Below are 17553 nucleotides of genomic sequence, written 5' to 3' on the forward strand. Positions count from 1 at the left end.
CCGCCCGTCAGCGCGGCCCGGGCCGAAGCCCCGGGCGCTCAGCAGAACGGCGCGGACGCCGACGACGTCGCCGCCACGAGCAGCTCGTGGAGCTGGTCGCGCTGCTCCGGCCGCAGGGTCTCGAAGACCTCGTCCTCGACGGCGGTGAGCGCCGTCTCCGCCTGGCAGAGCAGCGCGACGCCGTCGTCGGTCAGGGAGACCACGTGCCGGCGTCGGTCCTGCGGTGAACGCCGCCGCTCGACCAGGTGCTTGCCCTCCAGCTCGTTGAGCAGCCCCACGATGTTGGTGCTGTCCAGCACGAGCGCGGCGGCCAGGTCCTGCTGCGTGATCTCGGCCCGGTCCCGGAGCACGGTGAGAGCCACGAGGTGCCGGGTGCGCAGGCCCAGCGGCGCCAGCGCCGACTCGCTGCGCCGGCGCAGGTGACGGGCCAGGTAGTCGATGAGCGCGCCCGATCGGCGTACCGACTGCTCCAGCACCGGCGGCTCCTCCACGGTGTCTCCTTCGTCGTCGCGACCCCGTGGCAACCCTACGGGAGCACCGGGTCGCGACGTGGGGAATTACGCCGTGAGCGGGTGCTCAGGCAGTGGCGACCGCGGGCGCCCACAGGTCGTCGATGGCGGCCTCGGCCTGACGGCGGCTCTCCTCGGCCAGCGGCACCAGCCCGGCCATCGCGGGGTTGGTGCCCGCCAGCGTCAGCTCGGTCGTGATGAAGCGGGGCTCCAGCCCCACCATCGCGACGCCGTGCGGCAGCCACGCCGTCGCGTGGTCCCAGCCGTGCCGCGGCGCGCCCTCGCCGTACCCGCCTCCGCGCGAGACGACCACCACGAAGTCGCGGCCGCCCAGCAGGCCCTTGCCGGTCTCGGGGTCGATGGACAGCCCGGGCGCCATCAGGTGGTCCACCCAGGACTTCACCGTGCTCGGCGCCCCGTAGTTGTAGATCGGCAGACCGAGCAGCACCGTGTCGGCGGCCGCGACCTCGCCCACGAGCTCCGAGATCCGGGCCCACGACTCGGCCTGCTCGGGGGTGTGCTGGTCGGCCGGCAGGCCGCGGCTGAGGTTGGCGGCCGTGTCGAAGTGCGGCACCGGGTCGGCGCCGAGGTCGCGGTAGGTCACCGTGCCGCCCGGGTGCGCGGCGCGCCAGGCGCTCGCGGCCCGTGCGGTGAGCTGCCTGCTGACCGAGTTGTCGCCCTGGATGCTCGCGTCGATGTGCAGCAGTGTTGCCATGGTCGGGTTCCTCCTGGAGGTGTCGTGTCCGGCCGATGCGGCCTCCAAGGTCAATCGTTCGTGAACCACAGAGTATTTCCGCCCTGCATGTGATCTGGCTCACTCTTCCCGCCGGAGTCGACGGTCTTCGGCGTGCCGGCAGTCGCTGCCGAGGCGGCCGACCTCCAGTGACCATGCATCTGCTGCCAGATCGGCGCCGGTTGTGGCAGCAGGTGCATGGTCATTGCTCACGACCCCGCGCCGGCCGACGGCGTAACCGCCGTCCGGCGGGTGGGCGGCAGCTCACGGCCGGGCGTCCAGTCCGCACGGAGCAGGACCTGGGCGACCTCCCCGACGAGATGCCCGCCGGTGACCTGGCCGGGAAAGAACCGCAGGATGATGTTCTGCCCTGCGCCGGCGAGGCCGTTCTGCCGGTTCGCATCCCGTCGGACCTGCCGTTCGGCGCCGTGGAACTCCTGCGAGTCGATCTCGACGATCAGCCAGCGGTCGCCGCCCAGGTACCAGGCGAGGTCGGCACGGCCGAGGAAGCGGCCCCGCTCGTCGAAGAAATCCCGCTGCAGGTCGTCCGGCGCGATCCCGGCATCGTGGCAGCAGAGGCGTGCATGGCTCTCGGGCGGGGACTCGGCGCGGCCGTCGGCCAGCGCGAGCCAGGGGATCGCGTGGCGGCCCCCTCTGCGGCTCCCCAGCCTGCGCCGGATCTCGGCCAGGTGGTCCGTCCGGATCAGGGCCTGGTGCAACGCGCTGTCCAGGCAGGTGACGGCCTGGTCGCGGGTCAGGGTCGGCAGGGTCTGGATCAGCGCCTGTCCGACCACGACCACGTCCCGACCGCCGACCTCGACCGTCGCCATGCCGGCCACGTACTGGCGGAACACGATCCCGTCGCGAGACTTGCGTGCGACCCCACCGGCGAAGGTCGCCTCCGGCGTGATCCTGCGAGGCAGGCCCTGGACGCCGTGCAGCACCAGCGCGCACGGGCCGACGGCGATGGCCAGCGGGTTGGCCAGCAGCGCCGTCCACGCTGACCGCAGCCGGTCAACGTCGTACGGGTGCAGGTCGGTCGGCGTCTCGCCGGTGTCGAAGACGCCTCGCGTCACGCGCCGCCACCCGCCGCGTGCGACGAGGTTGCGGCGGCGTGACGCCCCGACGCCGACGGCCTCGCACTGCTCCTTCGACACCAGGCCTGCCTGGCCCCGGGCAAGGCTCAGCAGGGATCGGGGCACGGGCGTTGTCGGTGGCACATGGACCATTAGATCCGATGACGGCGCTTGGGTGCTGTTGTTGTCCACAGGGTGCCCTTGAGACCAGGCATCTGCTGCCAGATCAGCGCCTGGCCTGGCAGCAGATGCATGGTCCCCATCGCCCGTTCCCGCGGTCAGTCGAGCGACAAGGTTGCCTCGAAGGAACTGACGAACTCCTCAGCCGTCTCGTGGGGGAGGTTCAGCGTGACGAGGTACGCGCCCTGACCGGTGGCCGGCTCGATGACCAGCATCGTCGGGCCCTTCTGGTCGTCGGGAAGCTCGGTGCCGCTGGGCAGGCCCGCCACCTCGACGGCGACGTCGAACGCGAGGGCGCTCGCGGCGCCCGGCAGGTCGAACGGTTCGCCGCCGGACCGGTCGGCGATGTCCGGCCACTCCGTGCTCTCGGGCCCCTCGTCGTAGTACGCCATCCGGAGGAACGGCGGGGCGTCGGGGTCGGCCTCGCTGTGCCACATGTCCGACGTGACGCCGGGCTCGTCCTCGACCGGCCCGCTCGTCACGAGGTCGGGCGGCAGCGAGTACGTGAGGCTCGCCAGCTCGTGCGTGTGCCACCCCGCGGGCGCCTCCCCGGAGGCCGCGCCGGCGGCCGGATCGGCGGAGGCCGACGCCGAGATCGTCGCCGACGAAGACACCGGCCCACCCGGGAGCAGCTCCCCGGACGCCGTCGGGCCGACCAGGGCAAACGCGGCGCCCGCGAAGGCCGCCACCGCCGTCACCCCGCCGCCGGCCACGAGGACCGCGCGGCGGGTGCGCGTGCGGCGCACGGCGACGCTCGCCAGCGCGTGGGCGTCGGCGGGGGTGGGCGGCACCACGCCGCCGCCGACGTCGCGCACGTGCGCCAGCCAGCCGTCGTCGAGCGGCTCCGGGGTGTGGTCGTTCCTGGTCATGCGTCCTGTCCTTCCGAGAGCAGTGCGCGCAGGCGGGCGAGGCCGCGTGCGCCCTGGGACTTCACGTTTCCGACGCTGACGCCGAGCTCCTCGGCGACGTCGGCCTCCGACCGGTCGAGCAGGTGCCTCAGCACCACGACCCGCCGTTGGCCCGGCCCGAGCTGCCGGAGCGCCCGCACGAGGCGCTCGCGCTCGGCGACCTGGGCACCGCCGTCGCCCCCGTCGCCGACGGCGTCCTGCCGTACCTCCTGCGCGACGGCCACGTCCTCCGGCGACCGGAGCACCTCGCGGCGGGTGCGCCGCCACCCGTCGATCCGGGCGGTGGCCAGCACCCTCCGGGCGTAGGCGAACGGGTTGCCGTCGATCCGGGACCAGCGGCGGTAGGTGCGTTCCAGCGCGATCTGGGTGAGGTCGTGCGCGCGGTGGTCGTCACCGCACAGCAGGTAGGCGATGCGGTGCAGCGCCGCGGTGTGCTCGACGGCGAAGAGCCGGAACTGCTCCTCGGCGGACGCGCCGGTGCGGACCACCGAGAACCCGGGGACCGCCGCAGGAGCGCCGACGGGCCCGGCCTGCCGGGAGGTGCGGACCGGCGGACCGGTCGCTTCGCTGATTGTGCTCATGTCGCTTGGACGCGCCCCGGGTCCGATCAGGTTGCACACGGGATCTTTCCGGTTGCCGAGGTTCGGTACGATTGCCCCACAGGCATCGACCCGGCCATCACCGGCGAGCCTCCGGAAGAACAGGTCACCCCACCGCCGTCAGGCAGAGGGGAGCCCCAGTAGAACCGGACGGGTAGGCCCGTCACAGCCGTCAACGAGCGGCCGACCGCGCAGGCGGGCGGCAAGCGGGGTGGTACCGCGGCGCACCCAGGTGCGGCGTCCTCGCAGCAGAGCACCACAGAAGTCCACCTGCTGCCGAACCGCGTACCCGCCAGGAGCCAGAAGAACCATGGCCTATCCGCTGCACCGTCCCAGCGACGCCGAGAGCGCCGTCCCCGCCTCGCCCAGCCTGCCCGACCTCGAGCGCGACATCCTCGCGTACTGGGAGCAGGACGACACCTTCCGCGCGTCGGTCGCCGCCCGCCCGGCCGGCGAGAACGGCAGCAACGAGTTCGTCTTCTACGACGGCCCGCCGTTCGCCAACGGCCTGCCGCACTACGGCCACCTGCTGACCGGGTACGCCAAGGACGTCGTGCCGCGCTACCGGACCATGAAGGGGCAGCGCGTCGAGCGCCGCTTCGGCTGGGACACGCACGGCCTGCCGGCGGAGCTGGAGGCGATGAGCCAGCTCGGCATCAAGACCAAGGAAGAGATCGTCGAGCTCGGCATCGACAAGTTCAACGAGGCCTGCCGCTCCAGCGTGCTCAAGTACACCGACGAGTGGCGCACCTACGTCACGCGCCAGGCGCGGTGGGTGGACTTCGAGAACGACTACAAGACCCTGAACCCGACGTTCATGGAGAGCGTGATCTGGGCCTTCAAGTCGCTGTTCGACAAGGGTCTGATCTACGAGGGCTTCCGGGTGCTGCCCTACTGCTGGAACGACCAGACGCCGCTGAGCAACCACGAGCTGCGCATGGACGACGACGTCTACCAGCAGCGCCAGGACCCGGCTGTCACGGTCGGCTTCCGGGTCACCGAGGTGCCCGAGGGCGCGGACACGCTGCGTGCGGACGACCACCTGCTCATCTGGACCACGACGCCGTGGACCCTGCCGTCCAACCTGCTGGTCATGGTGGGGCCGGACGTCGACTACGCGATCGTCGAGTCGTCCTTCACCGGCACCCCGCAGCGGTACGTGCTCGCGGAGGCGCGCGTGGCGGCGTACGCCCGCGAGCTCACGGACGAGGGCAACGACGAGCCCACCGTCGTCGGACGCCTCAAGGGGAGCGACCTGCTGGGCGCGGCCTACGAGCCCCCGTTCTCCTACTTCGAGGGTCACCCGGGCGCGCATCGCGTGGTCGAGGCCGACTTCGTCACCACGACCGACGGCACCGGCCTGGTGCACAACGCCGGCGCCTTCGGTGAGGAGGACAAGCAGGTCAGCGACCGCGAGGGTGTGGACCCGGTGATCCCCGTGGGCGCCGACGGCGCGTTCACGTTCCCCGTCGAGGAGTACGCGGGCCTGCAGGTCTTCGCGGCGAACGCCCCGATCATCGACCACCTCAAGGCGCGCACGCGCGGCGCGGGCGACGACGAGGCCGGGCGGACCACGCCGGGCACGGTGCTGCTGCGCCGCGAGCAGTACGCGCACTCCTACCCGCACTGCTGGCGCTGCCGCAACCCGCTGATCTACATGGGCGTGTCCTCGTGGTTCGTCGAGGTCACGAAGTTCAAGGACCGCATGGGCGAGCTGAACCAGGAGATCACCTGGGTGCCCGACCACATCAAGGACGGCCAGTTCGGCAAGTGGCTGGAGAACGCCCGCGACTGGTCGATCACGCGCAACCGGTTCTGGGGCTCGCCCGTGCCGGTGTGGAAGAGCGACAACCCGGCCTACCCGCGGATCGACGTCTACGGGTCGTTCGAGGACCTGGAGAAGGACTTCGGGCGGCTGCCGCTGGACCAGGACGGCAAGCCGAACCTGCACCGGCCGTTCGTCGACGACCTGACCCGGCCCAACCCGGACGACCCGAGCGGGCAGTCCACGATGCGCCGCGTCGAGGACGTGCTGGACGTCTGGTTCGACTCCGGCTCCATGCCCTACGGCCAGGTGCACTACCCGTTCGAGAACGCGGACTGGTTCGAGCACCACTTCCCGGGCGACTTCATCGTGGAGTACATCGGCCAGACGCGCGGCTGGTTCTACATGATGCACGTGCTGTCCACGGCGCTGTTCGACCGGCCCGCGTTCAAGACGGCGGTCTCGCACGGCATCGTGCTGGGCTCCGACGGTCGCAAGATGAGCAAGTCGCTGAAGAACTACCCGGACGTCAACGAGGTCTTCGACCGTGACGGATCCGACGCGATGCGCTGGTTCCTCATGGCCTCGCCGATCCTGCGCGGCGGCAACCTCATCGTCACGGAGGACGGCATCCGCGACGCCGTCCGCCAGGTGCTGCTGCCGCTGTGGAGCACGTACTACTTCTTCACGCTGTACGCCAACGCCGCGAACGACGGCGCGGGCTACGCGGCGCAGCCGCTGACGGCGGAGCGCGTGGCCGGCCTGCCCGTCATGGACCGGTACCTGCTGGCGCGCACGCGCGGCCTGCTCGCCGACGTGACCGAGCAGCTCGACACGTACGACATCGCGGGTGCCTGCGACTCGGTGCGCCAGTACCTCGACGCCCTGACCAACTGGTACGTGCGCACCCAGCGCGACCGCTTCTGGGCCGAGGACGCCGACGCGTTCGACACCCTGTCCACCGCGCTGGAGGTGCTGTGCCGGGTCATGGCGCCGCTCGCGCCGCTGCTCACGGAGGAGGTCTGGCGCGGCCTGACCGGCGAGCGCTCCGTGCACCTGACGGACTGGCCGTCGCTGGCGGAGGGCTCGCGCGAGGGCGAGGTCCTCGTGGCCGACGACGCGCTCGTGGCCGCCGTCGAGTCCGCGCGAGCCGTGGTGTCGCAGACCCTCGCGCTGCGCAAGGCGAACAAGCTGCGCGTGCGGCAGCCGCTGCGGTCGCTCGTCGTGGCCGTCGCGGACCCGGACGGCGTCGCGCCGTTCACCGGGCTGCTGGAGACGGAGCTGAACGTCAAGGAGGTGCGCCTCGTCGCGTTCTCGCCCGAGGTCGCGGCGTCGTTCGGCGTCACCGAGCGGCTCGCGGTCAACGCCCGCGCGGCCGGGCCGCGCCTGGGCCGCGGCGTGCAGGCCGTGATCAAGGCGGCGAAGTCCGGCGCCTGGTCGGTGTCCGGTACGGGAGCCGTGGTGGTCGCGACGGCGGACGGCGACGTGGAGCTGCTCGAGAGCGAGTACGAGCTGACCACCGTCGTCGCCGGCGACACCGCCGGGGCCGACGCCGCCGCGGAGCCCACCACGGCGGCGAGCGTGCTGGCGGGCGGCGGGTTCGTGGTGCTCGACCTCGAGCTCGACGACGCGCTGCTGGCGGAGGGCTACGCCCGCGACGTGGTGCGGGACGTGCAGGACGCGCGCAAGGCCGCGGGCCTGCAGGTCGCCGACCGCATCACGCTGGACCTCACGGTTCCCGCCGAGTGGGTCGCCGCCGTCGAGGCGCACCGCGACCTGGTCTCCCGCGAGACCCTGGCGGAGACGCTCAGCGTGACCGCCGGGCCGGAGCGCGCCGTGACGGTCGCCAAGGCCTGATCCCCGTCGGCTGACGCCGCCCGCGCACCGCGGGCGGCGTCAGCTGTCGATGCGGGCGTCCCACTTGGCGAGGATGTCCACCATCGGGATGCCGTAGACGTACGAGAAGCACTGCGTGGTCACCGAGGTGCTGCCGCAGCTGTGGCGGTTGGAGCCGCCGTCGATCATGCCGCGGGCGTACGCCTTGCCGTCGATGACGGCGTACATCGGCCCGCCGCTGTCGCCGCCGCCCACGACGACGCCGCCGTCGTCCCGGCTGGCCCGGAAGCCGTGGCAGGTCTTCTTGCCGCAGCTCCACGCGACGTCGACGGCGCGGACCTTGGCCCCGCAGTGCTCGCCCGTGACGGCCCCGGAGGAGCAGATGTTCTGGCCCACGGCGGGCTGCTGCACGCCGACGACGGGGAACCTGTAGCGCGCGTTGACGCTCGACGCGTTCCACGGCCCGCCGAACACCGAGCCCGACGTCTCGGGCTCGCCGACCGGGTCGATGAGCTCGGCGTCGATCTCGAGGGCGCGGTTGGTGACCTTGCCGAGCTGCTGGCCCTCGCCGTCGCGCACCAGGGAGCCGATGCCGGCGTTGCAGTGCGCCGCGCTGACGATCTTGTGGTTGCCCGCTGCGGTGACGATCGAGAAGCCCGTGGTGCAGTAGTCGGAGCCGCTGCTGGTGGCCATCGCGCCGCCGGCGCTCCACGGCGCGGCGTCGTTCCGGCGGCTGACGGCGGTGGGCTGCACGCCGTCGTCGACGAGCTCGACCTGGACCGGGACACCGGCCTCGGCCGCCAGGTTCTCGGCCAGGCCTGCCGTCCGGGCGGCGGCCGAGTCCCGGCTGACCTCGACCACCAGGCCGGCGTAGTCGCCGGCCGGCATCGCCGCGACCACGGCGTCCGGGCCGTGCGCCGCCCGCTGGCCGTCCAGCAGCCGGGTGCTCGCCGTGTGCAGGTCCGCCTCGCTCAGCGCGGCCCGCGCGACGTCGACGGTCACCCCCGCGGGCACGTCCTCCGCGAGCGCGCCGACGGCGGCCGGGGCGTCACCCTTCCAGGAGACGGTCACGCGCGCGGCGTCGTAGTCGACGGCGACACCGGCATAACCGGGAGCGCCGGCCAGCGCCGTCGCGGCGTGCGCGGTGTGGTCGACGGCTGACTCCAGGGCAGCGTTCGCCGACCCTTGGTCGAGACCCCCGGCCGTCGCCGGAACCGAGACCACCACCGACGCGGCGAGCGCCGCCGCGGCGACCCCGACGACGATCGTGCGGTGCACCGTGCTCTTTCGTCCCATGCTGTTGGTTCCCCCTCGACGAACCCTGCGCATCACGTCCGACGCCGCGGTGTCATCGTTCTCGACAGGGTGAAATGCCGCAACACAGACGTGTGGTTCGCCCGGAGTGCCCGTGGGCTGACGCGCGTTCAGCAGGCCGTCTGCGACCGTCTCCCGTGTCCAGCCGTGCTGAACGCAGCTCAGCCGGCCAGGCGCCTCCGGCGGGGCGACGACGCAGCGGAGGGTGTAACGCTGACGTAGCACTGCTACCTCAGCGTTACCTGCTCGGCGGGTACATCCGTTTCCCGGAGCACCTCGGAGGAGTCAGTCCCTGAGCCGCACTGCTCGCCGGTTCCCCATCCGTAGTCGGCTCAGGCCCAGGACGGCGGTCGCGACAGCGCCGCAGGTGAGCAGAGCCCAGTTCGGGTCGTTGAGGGCCGCGCCGGCGAGAGCCAATGAGGCGACGGGGATGACCAGGCTGTTGAGGTTTCTGGCCAGTACCGACCGTGTGCTCCGGCGGACGGTGATGACGGATGCTCCCGGCAGGTCCATGACGTGCCGGAGCGCAGTCGGGACCCGTGCTGCCAGGTGCGGTGGCATGTCGCGGGCCGGCGGCGGCCTCGTCGGGTCGGGTGTGTGGTCCGAAGGCCCGGAAGCAACGGGTGCGTGGTCGGCGACGGCAGGGACCTCGACCTCCGTCGTGCCCCAGCGAAGGATGACGTCGTCTCCGGAGCGCACGCCCAGCCGTGACAGCGCGACCTCGTGCAGGGCGACGACGTGCTGGTGCTCGTCGTCGGGGTGAGCGGGTGCGACGCGGAACGACTGCTCCGGCGCGAGGAAGAACCACCGCAGGCCGTGCTCCGTGGCCGACCGGAGACGAGTCCGCAGGGAGGCGAACGTGCGTACCCGACGTCGAGGGCGCGGTGCTCCGGCGACGGGCTGGAAGAACAGCGCGTCGGTGGCGATCGCGCCGGACGATGTCTGTCCGGTGATCACGCGCAGCTGGTTGGAGATACGTGCGGTCCCGGGCCGGACGTGTGCACGGGGTACGAGGGTGACCCATGCAGCCACCCCGTTGTGCACCATGATCTGGCGGCTCGGACCGCTGGCCTCGACGGGTGCGACCTGAACCTCGTCGTTGCCGGGGACGTCGTGCACGAGCGGGAGCACGGGCCGGAGCGTCTTCGGCTCCGGGATCGCGAGCGAGACCGCCGCCGTCCCCGGGCCGAGACCGAGGCGCTCGATCGCGAGCCGGCTGAGCCAGAACGCCGGCGTGCTCTCTTCCTGCCCGTCGACTCGGCCGGAGGGGGCGTCAGAGCCGTCCCACGCGCGCTCTGCCCACGCCCAGGCAGGGCCGCTGTGCCCACCGTGCCGGATCAGTACCGGCACGGGTCCGGCCGTCCAGGTCAGGACGTCATCCGGCAGGACCACGACAGGGATCGACGACGGGACCTTGGAGAGCATCGCCGTGGCTTCGACGAGACGGTGCGGGACGTGCGATCCAGGGTCGGGCACAACACCTCCTCGCGCGGCCGATCGAGCGTTCTCGCAGGATAGGGCACCGTGGCGGTCCGCGGCCCGAGCGGAAACTATCCTCTGAGGGTGGACGACTCCCAGAAGAACCCGCGGAAGAACCGACGCGGTACCAGCCGCGGCGCCGAGAACACCGACCCCGCGATCCAAGAGGCGCTGAACGCGGTCTACAAGGAGATCCTGTCGCGTGCTCCCGAGCACGACATCGACCCCACCATGGCCCGCGTCGAGCGCGTCCTCGAGCTCCTCGGCGACCCGCATCGCGCCTACCGGACCGTCCACATCACCGGGACCAACGGCAAGTCCTCGACGGCCCGCATGGTCGAGCGCCTGGTGCGCGAGCACGGGCTGCGCACCGGCCGGTTCACCTCCCCGCACCTGACGAGCGTCACGGAGCGCATCGCCGTGGACGGCGAGCCCCTGACGCCCGAGCGGTTCGTCGAGGTGTTCGAGGACGTCGCGCCCTACATCGGCGTCGCCGACCGCGAGTCCCAGGAGAACGGCGGGCCGCGCCTGAGCTTCTTCGAGGTGCTCACCGTCATGGCCTTCGCCGCGTTCGCCGACGCGCCCGTCGACGTCGCGATCATCGAGGTCGGCATGGGCGGCACCTGGGACTCCACCAACGTGGTCGACGGCGAGGTCGCCGTCATCACGCCCGTCGCCATGGACCACGAGCGCTGGCTCGGCTCCACGATCGAGGAGATCGCCACCGAGAAGTCCGGGATCATCAAGAAGGACGCCGTCGCGGTCATCGCCGAGCAGCCCGACGCCGCGATCGAACCGATCCTCGCCCGCGCGCACTCCGTCAACGCCCACCTGATCCGCGAGGGCGTCGACCTGGACGTCGCCGACCGGCGCATCGCCGTCGGCGGCCAGCTCCTCGACCTGCGCACCCCCGCCGGCGTCTACACCGAGATCTTCCTGCCCCTGCACGGGGCGCACCAGGCGCACAACGCGCTGCTGGCGCTCGCGGCCACGGAGGCCCTGCTCAGCGGCGGCCGCGCGCTGGGCGCCGAGATCGTCGAGGCCGCGTTCGCCGACGTCGACGCCCCGGGCCGGCTCGAGGTGGTGCGCTCCAGCCCCACGGTGCTGGTCGACGTCGCGCACAACCCGGCCGGCGCGGAGGCGATGGTGGACGCGCTCGGGGAGTCGTTCAACCTGGAGCGGGTCGTAGCCGTCGTCGCGGTCATGGCGGACAAGGACTCCGAGGGCTTCCTCTCCGTCCTGGAGCCCGTGATCGCGGAGATCGTGGTCACCCGGAACTCCTCGGACCGGTCCGCCGAGCCGGAGGACCTCGCCGAGGTGGCGCGCGAGGTGTTCGGCGAGGACCGCGTGCACGTGGCCGACCGGCTCGACGAGGCGCTCCAGGTCGCGGCGGACCTGGCGGAGGCCGACGAGACGGCGGGCGCCGCCGCCGGCACGGGCGTGCTCGTGACCGGCTCCGTGGTCACGGTCGCGGACGCCCGCATCCTGGTCGGCCGCGTCTGACGACGAGCGTAGGCCGCGCCCGAGCACGGGCGCCTGTCGCGCCCGAGCACGAGCGCCCGTCGCGCCCGAGCACGAGCGCCGTCCGCGCCCCGGGCGCACACGTCACCCGGGTGACGTGTGCGCCCGGCCCCGCCTCTCCTGTACGCCCCGGCCCGGCGTGGTGTTACATGAACCCCAGGGGACGTGTTCGCGGGCCCGGCGCCGTCGCCGGGCCGCACAGTCCCGCGAGGAGGTCGCCGTGAAGAAGCTGCTGAACGATCCCGCTGACGCCGTCGCCGACTCCCTGGCCGGCTTCGCGCTCGCGCACGCGGACCTGGTGCAGGTCAGTACCTCACCGGTCTTCGTCAGCCGCGCCGGAGGTGCGGTCACCGGAAAGGTCGGGCTGGTCAGCGGCGGCGGGTCGGGGCACGAGCCCCTGCACGCGGGCTTCGTCGGGGACGGCATGCTCGACGCCGCGGTCCCGGGCGCCGTGTTCACCTCGCCGACGCCGGACCAGATCCAGCCCGCGATCCAGGCCGCCGACGGCGGTGCCGGGGTGCTCACGATCGTCAAGAACTACACGGGCGACGTGCTGAACTTCGAGACCGCGGTGGAGCTCGCCGAGGCGGAGGGGGTCGAGGTCGCCTCGGTGCTCGTGAACGACGACGTCGCCGTCGAGGACTCGCTCTACACCGCCGGCCGGCGCGGGGTGGCCGGCACCGTCGCCGTCGAGAAGATCGCGGGCGCCGCCGCGGCCCGGGGCGCGGACCTCGCGGGCGTGACCGCCGTGGCCGAACGGGTGATCGCGAACGTCCGGACCATGGGCGTGGCGCTGGCCGCGCCGACCGTCCCGCACGTGGGCCGGCCCAGCTTCGACCTGGGCGAGGACGAGATCGAGGTGGGCATCGGCATCCACGGCGAGCCCGGCCGGCACCGCGTGCCGGCGGTCGGCGCCGACCAGGTCACGGAGATGCTCCTGACCCCGGTGGCCGACGACCTCGCCCTGGACGGCGGCGACCGAGTGTTGCTGTTCGTCAACGGTATGGGCGGCACCCCGCTCTCCGAGCTCTACGTGGTCTATGGTCGAGCGCGGCGCCTTCTCGAGGAGCGCGGCGTCACGGTCTCCCGGTCGCTGGTGGGCAACTACGTGACGTCCCTCGAGATGCAGGGGGCATCGGTCACCGTCCTCCGGCTGGACGACGAGCTGGAGGCCCTCTGGGACGCGCCGGTGAACACTGCAGCACTCCGGTGGTGAGACGAGAAGGGTTCCGAGACATGGCGCTGGACGCGGACTGGGCGGAGCGATGGGTGCGCCGCACGGCGGACGCGATCGCGGACGCGAAGGACGAGCTCACGGAGCTCGACCGGCAGATCGGCGACGGTGACCACGGCGAGAACATGCATCGCGGCTTCCACGCCGTGGTGGCGCGGCTCGACGACCCGGCGGCCCAGCCCGGCGGCGCGGACGAGCGGACCGTCGGTGACGTGCTCAAGCTCGTGGCGACGACCCTGATGTCCACGGTCGGCGGCGCGTCCGGCCCGCTGTACGGCACGGCGTACCTGCGCGCGGCGAAGGTCTCGGGCCGCCCGCAGATCGACCCGCCGGCCGTCGTCGCCGTGCTGGAGGCCGCGCTCGAGGGCGTGTCCTCGCGCGGCAAGGCGACGGTGGGGGAGAAGACGATGGTCGACGCGTGGCAGGCGGCGGTCGACGCGGCCGAGGCCGCGGCGGGCGACGGCGGGTCCGAGGTGGACGTGCTGCGCGCGGCGGCCGAGGCGGCCGACAAGGCGGCGACGGGCACCATCCCGATGGTCGCGACCAAGGGCCGGGCCTCCTACCTCGGCGAGCGCAGCGCGGGGCACGAGGACCCGGGCGCGCGCTCCACCGCCCTGGTCCTGGGCGCGGCGCTGGCCGCGGCCCTCGCCGGTCCGGAGTCGGCCGACCCCCGCGGCGCGGCATGACGGCGCGGGTCGCACTGATCCTCGTCTCGCACTCCGCCGAGCTGGCGCGCGGGGCGGCGGAGCTCGCCGGGCAGATGGCGCCCGACGTGCTGGTCCGCGGCGTGGGCGGCGGGCCGGACGGCGGGCTGGGCACCTCGCTCGACGCGATCCAGAAAACCCTGGAGGAGGTCCTCGCCGTCCTGGCCGACGCGGGTGCGGGCGCCGGTGCCGCCGGCGGCGGCGTCGTCGTGCTCGGGGACCTCGGGTCCTCGGTGCTGACGGTCGAGGCGGCCCTGGAGCTGGACGACACCCTGGCCGAGCACGCCGTGCTGGCGCGCGCCCCGTTCGTCGAGGGCGCGGTCGCCGCGGCCGTGACGGCGCACGGCGGTGCCGACCGGGACGCCGTCCTGGCGTCGGCCAACGCGGCGGTGGGGATGTTCGCGGCGCTCGAGACCGCGCAGTCGCCCGCGGCGGGCGACGCGCCGTCGGCCCCGGCGGCAGAGGGCTCCCGCACCGTGACGGTCCGCAACCCGCTGGGCCTGCACGCCCGCCCGGCGGCGCTGGTGTCGCGCAAGGTGGCCGAGCTGGGCGCGAGCGTGACCATCGACGGCGTGGACGCCTCCAGCGTGCTCCAGCTCATGGCGCTGGGCGCCACGCAGGGCCGCGAGCTGCGCGTCGAGGCCACCGGCGACGGCGCCGCGGAGGCCGTGACGACCGTCGTGGAGATGATCGAGTCCGGGTTCGGCGAGGTGTGACCGCGGTCTCGTCTTTTTGCAGTTGATGAATTTTTGCGCGGGGTGCAAGAATTGACGCATGGCCCCCACCTCCTCGCGCGAGACCATCGCGCCCGCTGAGCACGGATCCAGCCCGGACCTGCGCGAGCTCGTGTCCGCGCTGGAGGGCTCACCCGCCGAGCAGGGGCTGCGCGAGCGCAAGAAGCGCGCGCGGCGCGCGGCCCTGATCGACGCGGCGCAGAACCTCGTCACCGAGCACGGCCTCGACGCCGTGACCGTCGAGATGATCAGCGCCGAGGCCGACGTCTCGCCCCGCACGTTCTTCAACTACTTCGAGTCCAAGGACGACGCCGTGCTCGGCGCGGAGGACACGGGTCTGCCCGAGGACGTCATCCGCACGTTCGTCGAGGGCGGCCCGACGGGCCGCCTGCTGTCCGACCTCCAGGTCGTGGTCGCCGCCCTGCTCGCGCCGGCCGGCGAGGCCCACGACCGGGTGATGCGGGCCATGGACCTCATGCAGCAGGAACCGGCCCTGCTACGGCGCCACGTGGTCTGGATGGACCGGCACAAGAGCCGGCTCGGCGAGCTGTTCGAGGCGCGCCGGGCCACCGTCCCGTTCGGCGCCGACACGGAGCTGCTCACGATGCTCGTCCTGCTCATGCTCCGCACAGCCCTCGTCGCCTGGGAGCACGCCGGCTACACCGGCAACCCGGCCGACCACCTGCCCGCTGCCGTCGCGCAGCTCGTCGACCTCGTCGCGGCCGACCTCGACCGCTGAACCTCCCGCGCCTCCCGCACCTCCCGCACCTCCCGCACCTCCCGCACCTCCCGCACCTCTCCCGACCTGACCCCCAGAAAGGCACCTCCATGAGCCACGCCGTGACCACGGCGCCGGACAAGCCGCTGGTCGTACTGAACCAGCGCACGATCTGGCTGATCTTCGGGGCCCTGATGGCCTCCATGTTCCTGTCCTCCCTGGACCAGACCATCGTCGGCACCGCCATGCCCACCATCGTGGGCGAGCTGAACGGCGTGGAGCACCAGGGCTGGGTCATCACGGCCTACATCCTCGCGATCGCGATCGCGATGCCGCTGTACGGCAAGTTCGGTGACCTCTACGGCCGGCGCTGGCCGTTCCTCGTGGCCGTCGGCCTCTTCGTGGTCGCGTCGCTCGGCGGCGGCATGGCGCAGTCGTTCGAGGCCCTCGTGGCCTGGCGCGCCGTGCAGGGCCTCGGCGGCGGTGGCCTGATGATCCTGTCCCAGGCGATCATCGCCGACATCATCCCGGCGTCCGACCGCGGCAAGTACATGGGCCCGATGGGCGCCCTGTTCGGCATCTCCGCCGTCGCCGGCCCGCTGCTCGGCGGCTGGCTCACCGACGGCCCCGGCTGGCGCTGGACCTTCTGGATCAACGTGCCGATCGGCATCGCGGCGTGGTTCATCGCGTACTTCGCGCTCAAGCTGCCCTCGCACCGCTCGGGCCGGCCCACGGACTGGGGCGGCATCCTGACGATGGCGCTCGGCACCACCGGCATCGTGCTGCTGACGAGCTGGGAGTCGCTCGGCCACGACGGCTACGACTGGTCCGACCCGACGCTGCTCGGCGTGCTGCTCGGCACGGCGGTGCTGGTGGGTCTCTTCATCGTCATCGAGAACCGCGTGGCGGAGCCGCTCATCCCGCTGCGGCTGTTCAAGAACCGCACGTTCACCATCACCACGCTCATCGGCCTCGTGCTCGGCATGGGCATGTTCTCCGCCATGGCGATGCTCCCGACGTTCCTGCAGATGTCGGCCGGCGCCGGCGTCACGGAGTCCGGCCTGCTGATGCTCCCGATGATGGCCGGCGTGATGCTGACCTCGATCGTCTCGGGCTTCGCGATCTCGAGGACGGGCCGCTACAAGATGTTCCCGGTGGCGGGCCTCGCGATCACGATCCTCGGCATGATCTGGCTGACCCGGCTCGAGGGCGGCATGTCGCTGTGGCTGTTCGGCGCCATGATCTTCGTGCTCGGCGCCGGCATGGGCCTGATCATGCAGACCATCGTGCTCGCCGTGCAGAACTCGGTGGACCCGCACGAGCTGGGCACGGCGACGTCGTCGAACAACTTCTTCCGGGAGATCGGCGCGGCCGTGGGCACCGCGGCGTTCACCACGGTGTTCACCTCGCGCCTCACGGACAACCTGCAGGGCGTCTTCGAGGGCCTCCCGGAGGGCGCCGCGCCCGCGGGCGGTGGCTCCGGCCTGACGCCGCAGATCGTCCAGCAGCTCCCCGAGCCGCTGCGCAGCGGCGTGGTCGACGCCTTCGCGGACTCGCTCGCCCCGGCGTTCTGGTACCTGGTGCCGCTGGTCGTCGTCGGCCTCGTGCTCGCGCTGTTCCTCAAGGAGGTCAAGCTGTCCAACCAGGCGGGCATGGTCGCCCGCGGCGAGGCCGTCATGGAGGGCGCCACCGAGCCCGTCGCCGTGGGCGGCGGGGTCGCGGTCCTCGACGGCGACGCCGCGCCCGACGCCGGCCGGGACGGGGACCGCAAGGAGACGGATATCCTGAACCGGTGAGCAAGGACCGTCCCGCCCCCGGCGACCGCATCAAGGCCAAGAAGTCCGCGCTGGTGCAGTTCACCTCCACCACGCTGCTGCTCGAGGTGTTCCTCGTGCTGTTCGCGACCCTGGTGGTGTGGGCCCTGCGTGACTCGGAGTTCGGGCGCGGCGCGCTGCGCATCGAGTCGGGCGGCGCGATCTGGGCGCTCGGCGGGGTCCTCTGCCTGGTGCTCGTGATCCTGTCGCGGGCCCAGGGCAGCACGACGGGCCGGGCGGCGGGGACCCTCGCCCAGCTCCCGGTGCTCGCCATGGGCCTGCTGCTGCCGATGATGTACTTCGTCGGCGGGATCTTCGTGGTGCTGTGGTTCTACGCGCTGCGGCTCGGCGCGCGCGTGGACCGGGAGCGGGCGGAGTACGACGCCGCCCACCCCGAGACGGCGCCCAACACGCCCTGATCGAACACCC

The 17553-nt window shown here is 72.6% G+C and carries 15 protein-coding genes; 8 read left to right on the forward strand and 7 right to left on the reverse strand.

The genetic code is table 11. The features are described from left to right. Positions 1 to 38: 38 nt before the first annotated feature. From ACH45N_RS09735 to ACH45N_RS09755, 5 genes are all read right to left on the reverse strand, one after another. The gene (locus ACH45N_RS09735) at positions 39 to 491 is read right to left on the reverse strand and encodes a MarR family winged helix-turn-helix transcriptional regulator (RefSeq protein WP_397393218.1); all 453 of its coding nucleotides are present in this window, start codon (positions 489 to 491) and stop codon (positions 39 to 41) included. An 85-nt stretch (positions 492 to 576) separates the two neighbouring features. Continuing rightward, positions 577 to 1224, reverse strand: coding sequence for an FMN-dependent NADH-azoreductase (locus ACH45N_RS09740; RefSeq protein ID WP_397393220.1), 648 nt, complete (start codon positions 1222 to 1224; stop codon positions 577 to 579). Positions 1225 to 1451: 227 nt separating this feature from the next. Continuing rightward, positions 1452 to 2444 carry a hypothetical protein gene (locus ACH45N_RS09745; RefSeq protein WP_397393221.1) on the reverse strand — a complete coding sequence of 331 codons (993 nt, stop codon included), beginning with the start codon at positions 2442 to 2444 and terminating at the stop codon, positions 1452 to 1454. Between the two features lie 152 nt (positions 2445 to 2596). After that, the gene (locus tag ACH45N_RS09750) at positions 2597 to 3367 is read right to left on the reverse strand and encodes a hypothetical protein (protein WP_397393222.1); all 771 of its coding nucleotides are present in this window, start codon (positions 3365 to 3367) and stop codon (positions 2597 to 2599) included. Then, on the reverse strand, positions 3364 to 3987 hold the full coding sequence (locus ACH45N_RS09755; RefSeq protein ID WP_397393223.1) for a SigE family RNA polymerase sigma factor: 624 nt from the start codon (positions 3985 to 3987) through the stop codon (positions 3364 to 3366). The genes ACH45N_RS09750 and ACH45N_RS09755 overlap by 4 nt, the downstream gene beginning before the upstream one ends. Before the next feature lie 328 nt (positions 3988 to 4315). Between ACH45N_RS09755 and ileS the strand changes: the two genes are divergently transcribed. Further along, a complete protein-coding gene (gene ileS, locus ACH45N_RS09760; protein WP_397393224.1) occupies positions 4316 to 7627 on the forward strand; it encodes an isoleucine--tRNA ligase in 3312 nt (1103 codons plus the stop codon). A 39-nt stretch (positions 7628 to 7666) separates the two neighbouring features. On the opposite strand, the gene ACH45N_RS09765 is transcribed toward ileS, so the two are convergent. Both ACH45N_RS09765 and ACH45N_RS09770 read right to left on the reverse strand, forming a co-directional pair. After that, positions 7667 to 8902 (reverse strand): hypothetical protein, encoded by a 1236-nt coding sequence (locus ACH45N_RS09765; RefSeq protein ID WP_397393225.1) that lies wholly within the window; start codon positions 8900 to 8902, stop codon positions 7667 to 7669. 303 nt (positions 8903 to 9205) lie between these two features. Beyond that, complete coding sequence (locus ACH45N_RS09770) at positions 9206 to 10396, reverse strand: hypothetical protein (protein WP_397393226.1); 1191 nt, start codon at positions 10394 to 10396, stop codon at positions 9206 to 9208. 234 nt (positions 10397 to 10630) lie between these two features. Here ACH45N_RS09770 and ACH45N_RS09775 point away from each other — a divergent pair, with 234 nt between their 5' ends. The 7 genes from ACH45N_RS09775 to ACH45N_RS09805 all read left to right on the forward strand — a co-directional run bounded on the left by ACH45N_RS09775 (position 10631) and on the right by ACH45N_RS09805 (position 17543). Further along, complete coding sequence (locus ACH45N_RS09775) at positions 10631 to 11902, forward strand: bifunctional folylpolyglutamate synthase/dihydrofolate synthase (protein WP_397393843.1); 1272 nt, start codon at positions 10631 to 10633, stop codon at positions 11900 to 11902. 238 nt (positions 11903 to 12140) lie between these two features. Next, on the forward strand, positions 12141 to 13136 hold the full coding sequence (dhaK, locus tag ACH45N_RS09780) for a dihydroxyacetone kinase subunit DhaK (protein ID WP_397393227.1): 996 nt from the start codon (positions 12141 to 12143) through the stop codon (positions 13134 to 13136). Positions 13137 to 13156: 20 nt separating this feature from the next. After that, positions 13157 to 13840 (forward strand): dihydroxyacetone kinase subunit DhaL, encoded by a 684-nt coding sequence (gene dhaL, locus ACH45N_RS09785; protein ID WP_397393228.1) that lies wholly within the window; start codon positions 13157 to 13159, stop codon positions 13838 to 13840. Continuing rightward, a complete protein-coding gene (locus tag ACH45N_RS09790; RefSeq protein WP_397393229.1) occupies positions 13837 to 14574 on the forward strand; it encodes an HPr family phosphocarrier protein in 738 nt (245 codons plus the stop codon). Before dhaL ends, ACH45N_RS09790 begins: the two co-directional genes overlap by 4 nt. A 58-nt stretch (positions 14575 to 14632) precedes the next feature. After that, complete coding sequence (locus tag ACH45N_RS09795) at positions 14633 to 15331, forward strand: TetR/AcrR family transcriptional regulator (RefSeq protein WP_397393230.1); 699 nt, start codon at positions 14633 to 14635, stop codon at positions 15329 to 15331. 89 nt (positions 15332 to 15420) lie between these two features. Next, the gene (locus tag ACH45N_RS09800; protein ID WP_397393231.1) at positions 15421 to 17106 is read left to right on the forward strand and encodes an MDR family MFS transporter; all 1686 of its coding nucleotides are present in this window, start codon (positions 15421 to 15423) and stop codon (positions 17104 to 17106) included. Continuing rightward, positions 17103 to 17543, forward strand: a complete 441-nt coding sequence (locus ACH45N_RS09805; protein WP_397393232.1) for a DUF4233 domain-containing protein — start codon at positions 17103 to 17105, stop codon at positions 17541 to 17543. The genes ACH45N_RS09800 and ACH45N_RS09805 overlap by 4 nt, the downstream gene beginning before the upstream one ends. The last annotated feature ends 10 nt before the right edge of the window (positions 17544 to 17553 follow it).

It is taken from the genome of Promicromonospora sp. NPDC019610 (assembly GCF_044389365.1).
GTDB lineage: Bacteria > Actinomycetota > Actinomycetes > Actinomycetales > Cellulomonadaceae > Promicromonospora.

Bases quoted from the DNA above. Each gene is read 5' to 3' on its own strand.
- ACH45N_RS09740 (WP_397393220.1), bottom strand. From the start codon at position 1,224: ATGGCAACACTGCTGCACATCGACGCGAGCATCCAGGGCGACAACTCG.
- ACH45N_RS09750 (WP_397393222.1), bottom strand. From the start codon at position 3,367: ATGACCAGGAACGACCACACCCCGGAGCCGCTCGACGACGGCTGGCTG.
- ACH45N_RS09755 (WP_397393223.1), bottom strand. From the start codon at position 3,987: ATGAGCACAATCAGCGAAGCGACCGGTCCGCCGGTCCGCACCTCCCGG.
- ileS (WP_397393224.1), top strand. From the start codon at position 4,316: ATGGCCTATCCGCTGCACCGTCCCAGCGACGCCGAGAGCGCCGTCCCC.
- ACH45N_RS09765 (WP_397393225.1), bottom strand. From the start codon at position 8,902: ATGGGACGAAAGAGCACGGTGCACCGCACGATCGTCGTCGGGGTCGCC.
- ACH45N_RS09775 (WP_397393843.1), top strand. From the start codon at position 10,631: ATGGCCCGCGTCGAGCGCGTCCTCGAGCTCCTCGGCGACCCGCATCGC.
- dhaL (WP_397393228.1), top strand. From the start codon at position 13,157: ATGGCGCTGGACGCGGACTGGGCGGAGCGATGGGTGCGCCGCACGGCG.
- ACH45N_RS09790 (WP_397393229.1), top strand. From the start codon at position 13,837: ATGACGGCGCGGGTCGCACTGATCCTCGTCTCGCACTCCGCCGAGCTG.
- ACH45N_RS09795 (WP_397393230.1), top strand. From the start codon at position 14,633: ATGGCCCCCACCTCCTCGCGCGAGACCATCGCGCCCGCTGAGCACGGA.
- ACH45N_RS09800 (WP_397393231.1), top strand. From the start codon at position 15,421: ATGAGCCACGCCGTGACCACGGCGCCGGACAAGCCGCTGGTCGTACTG.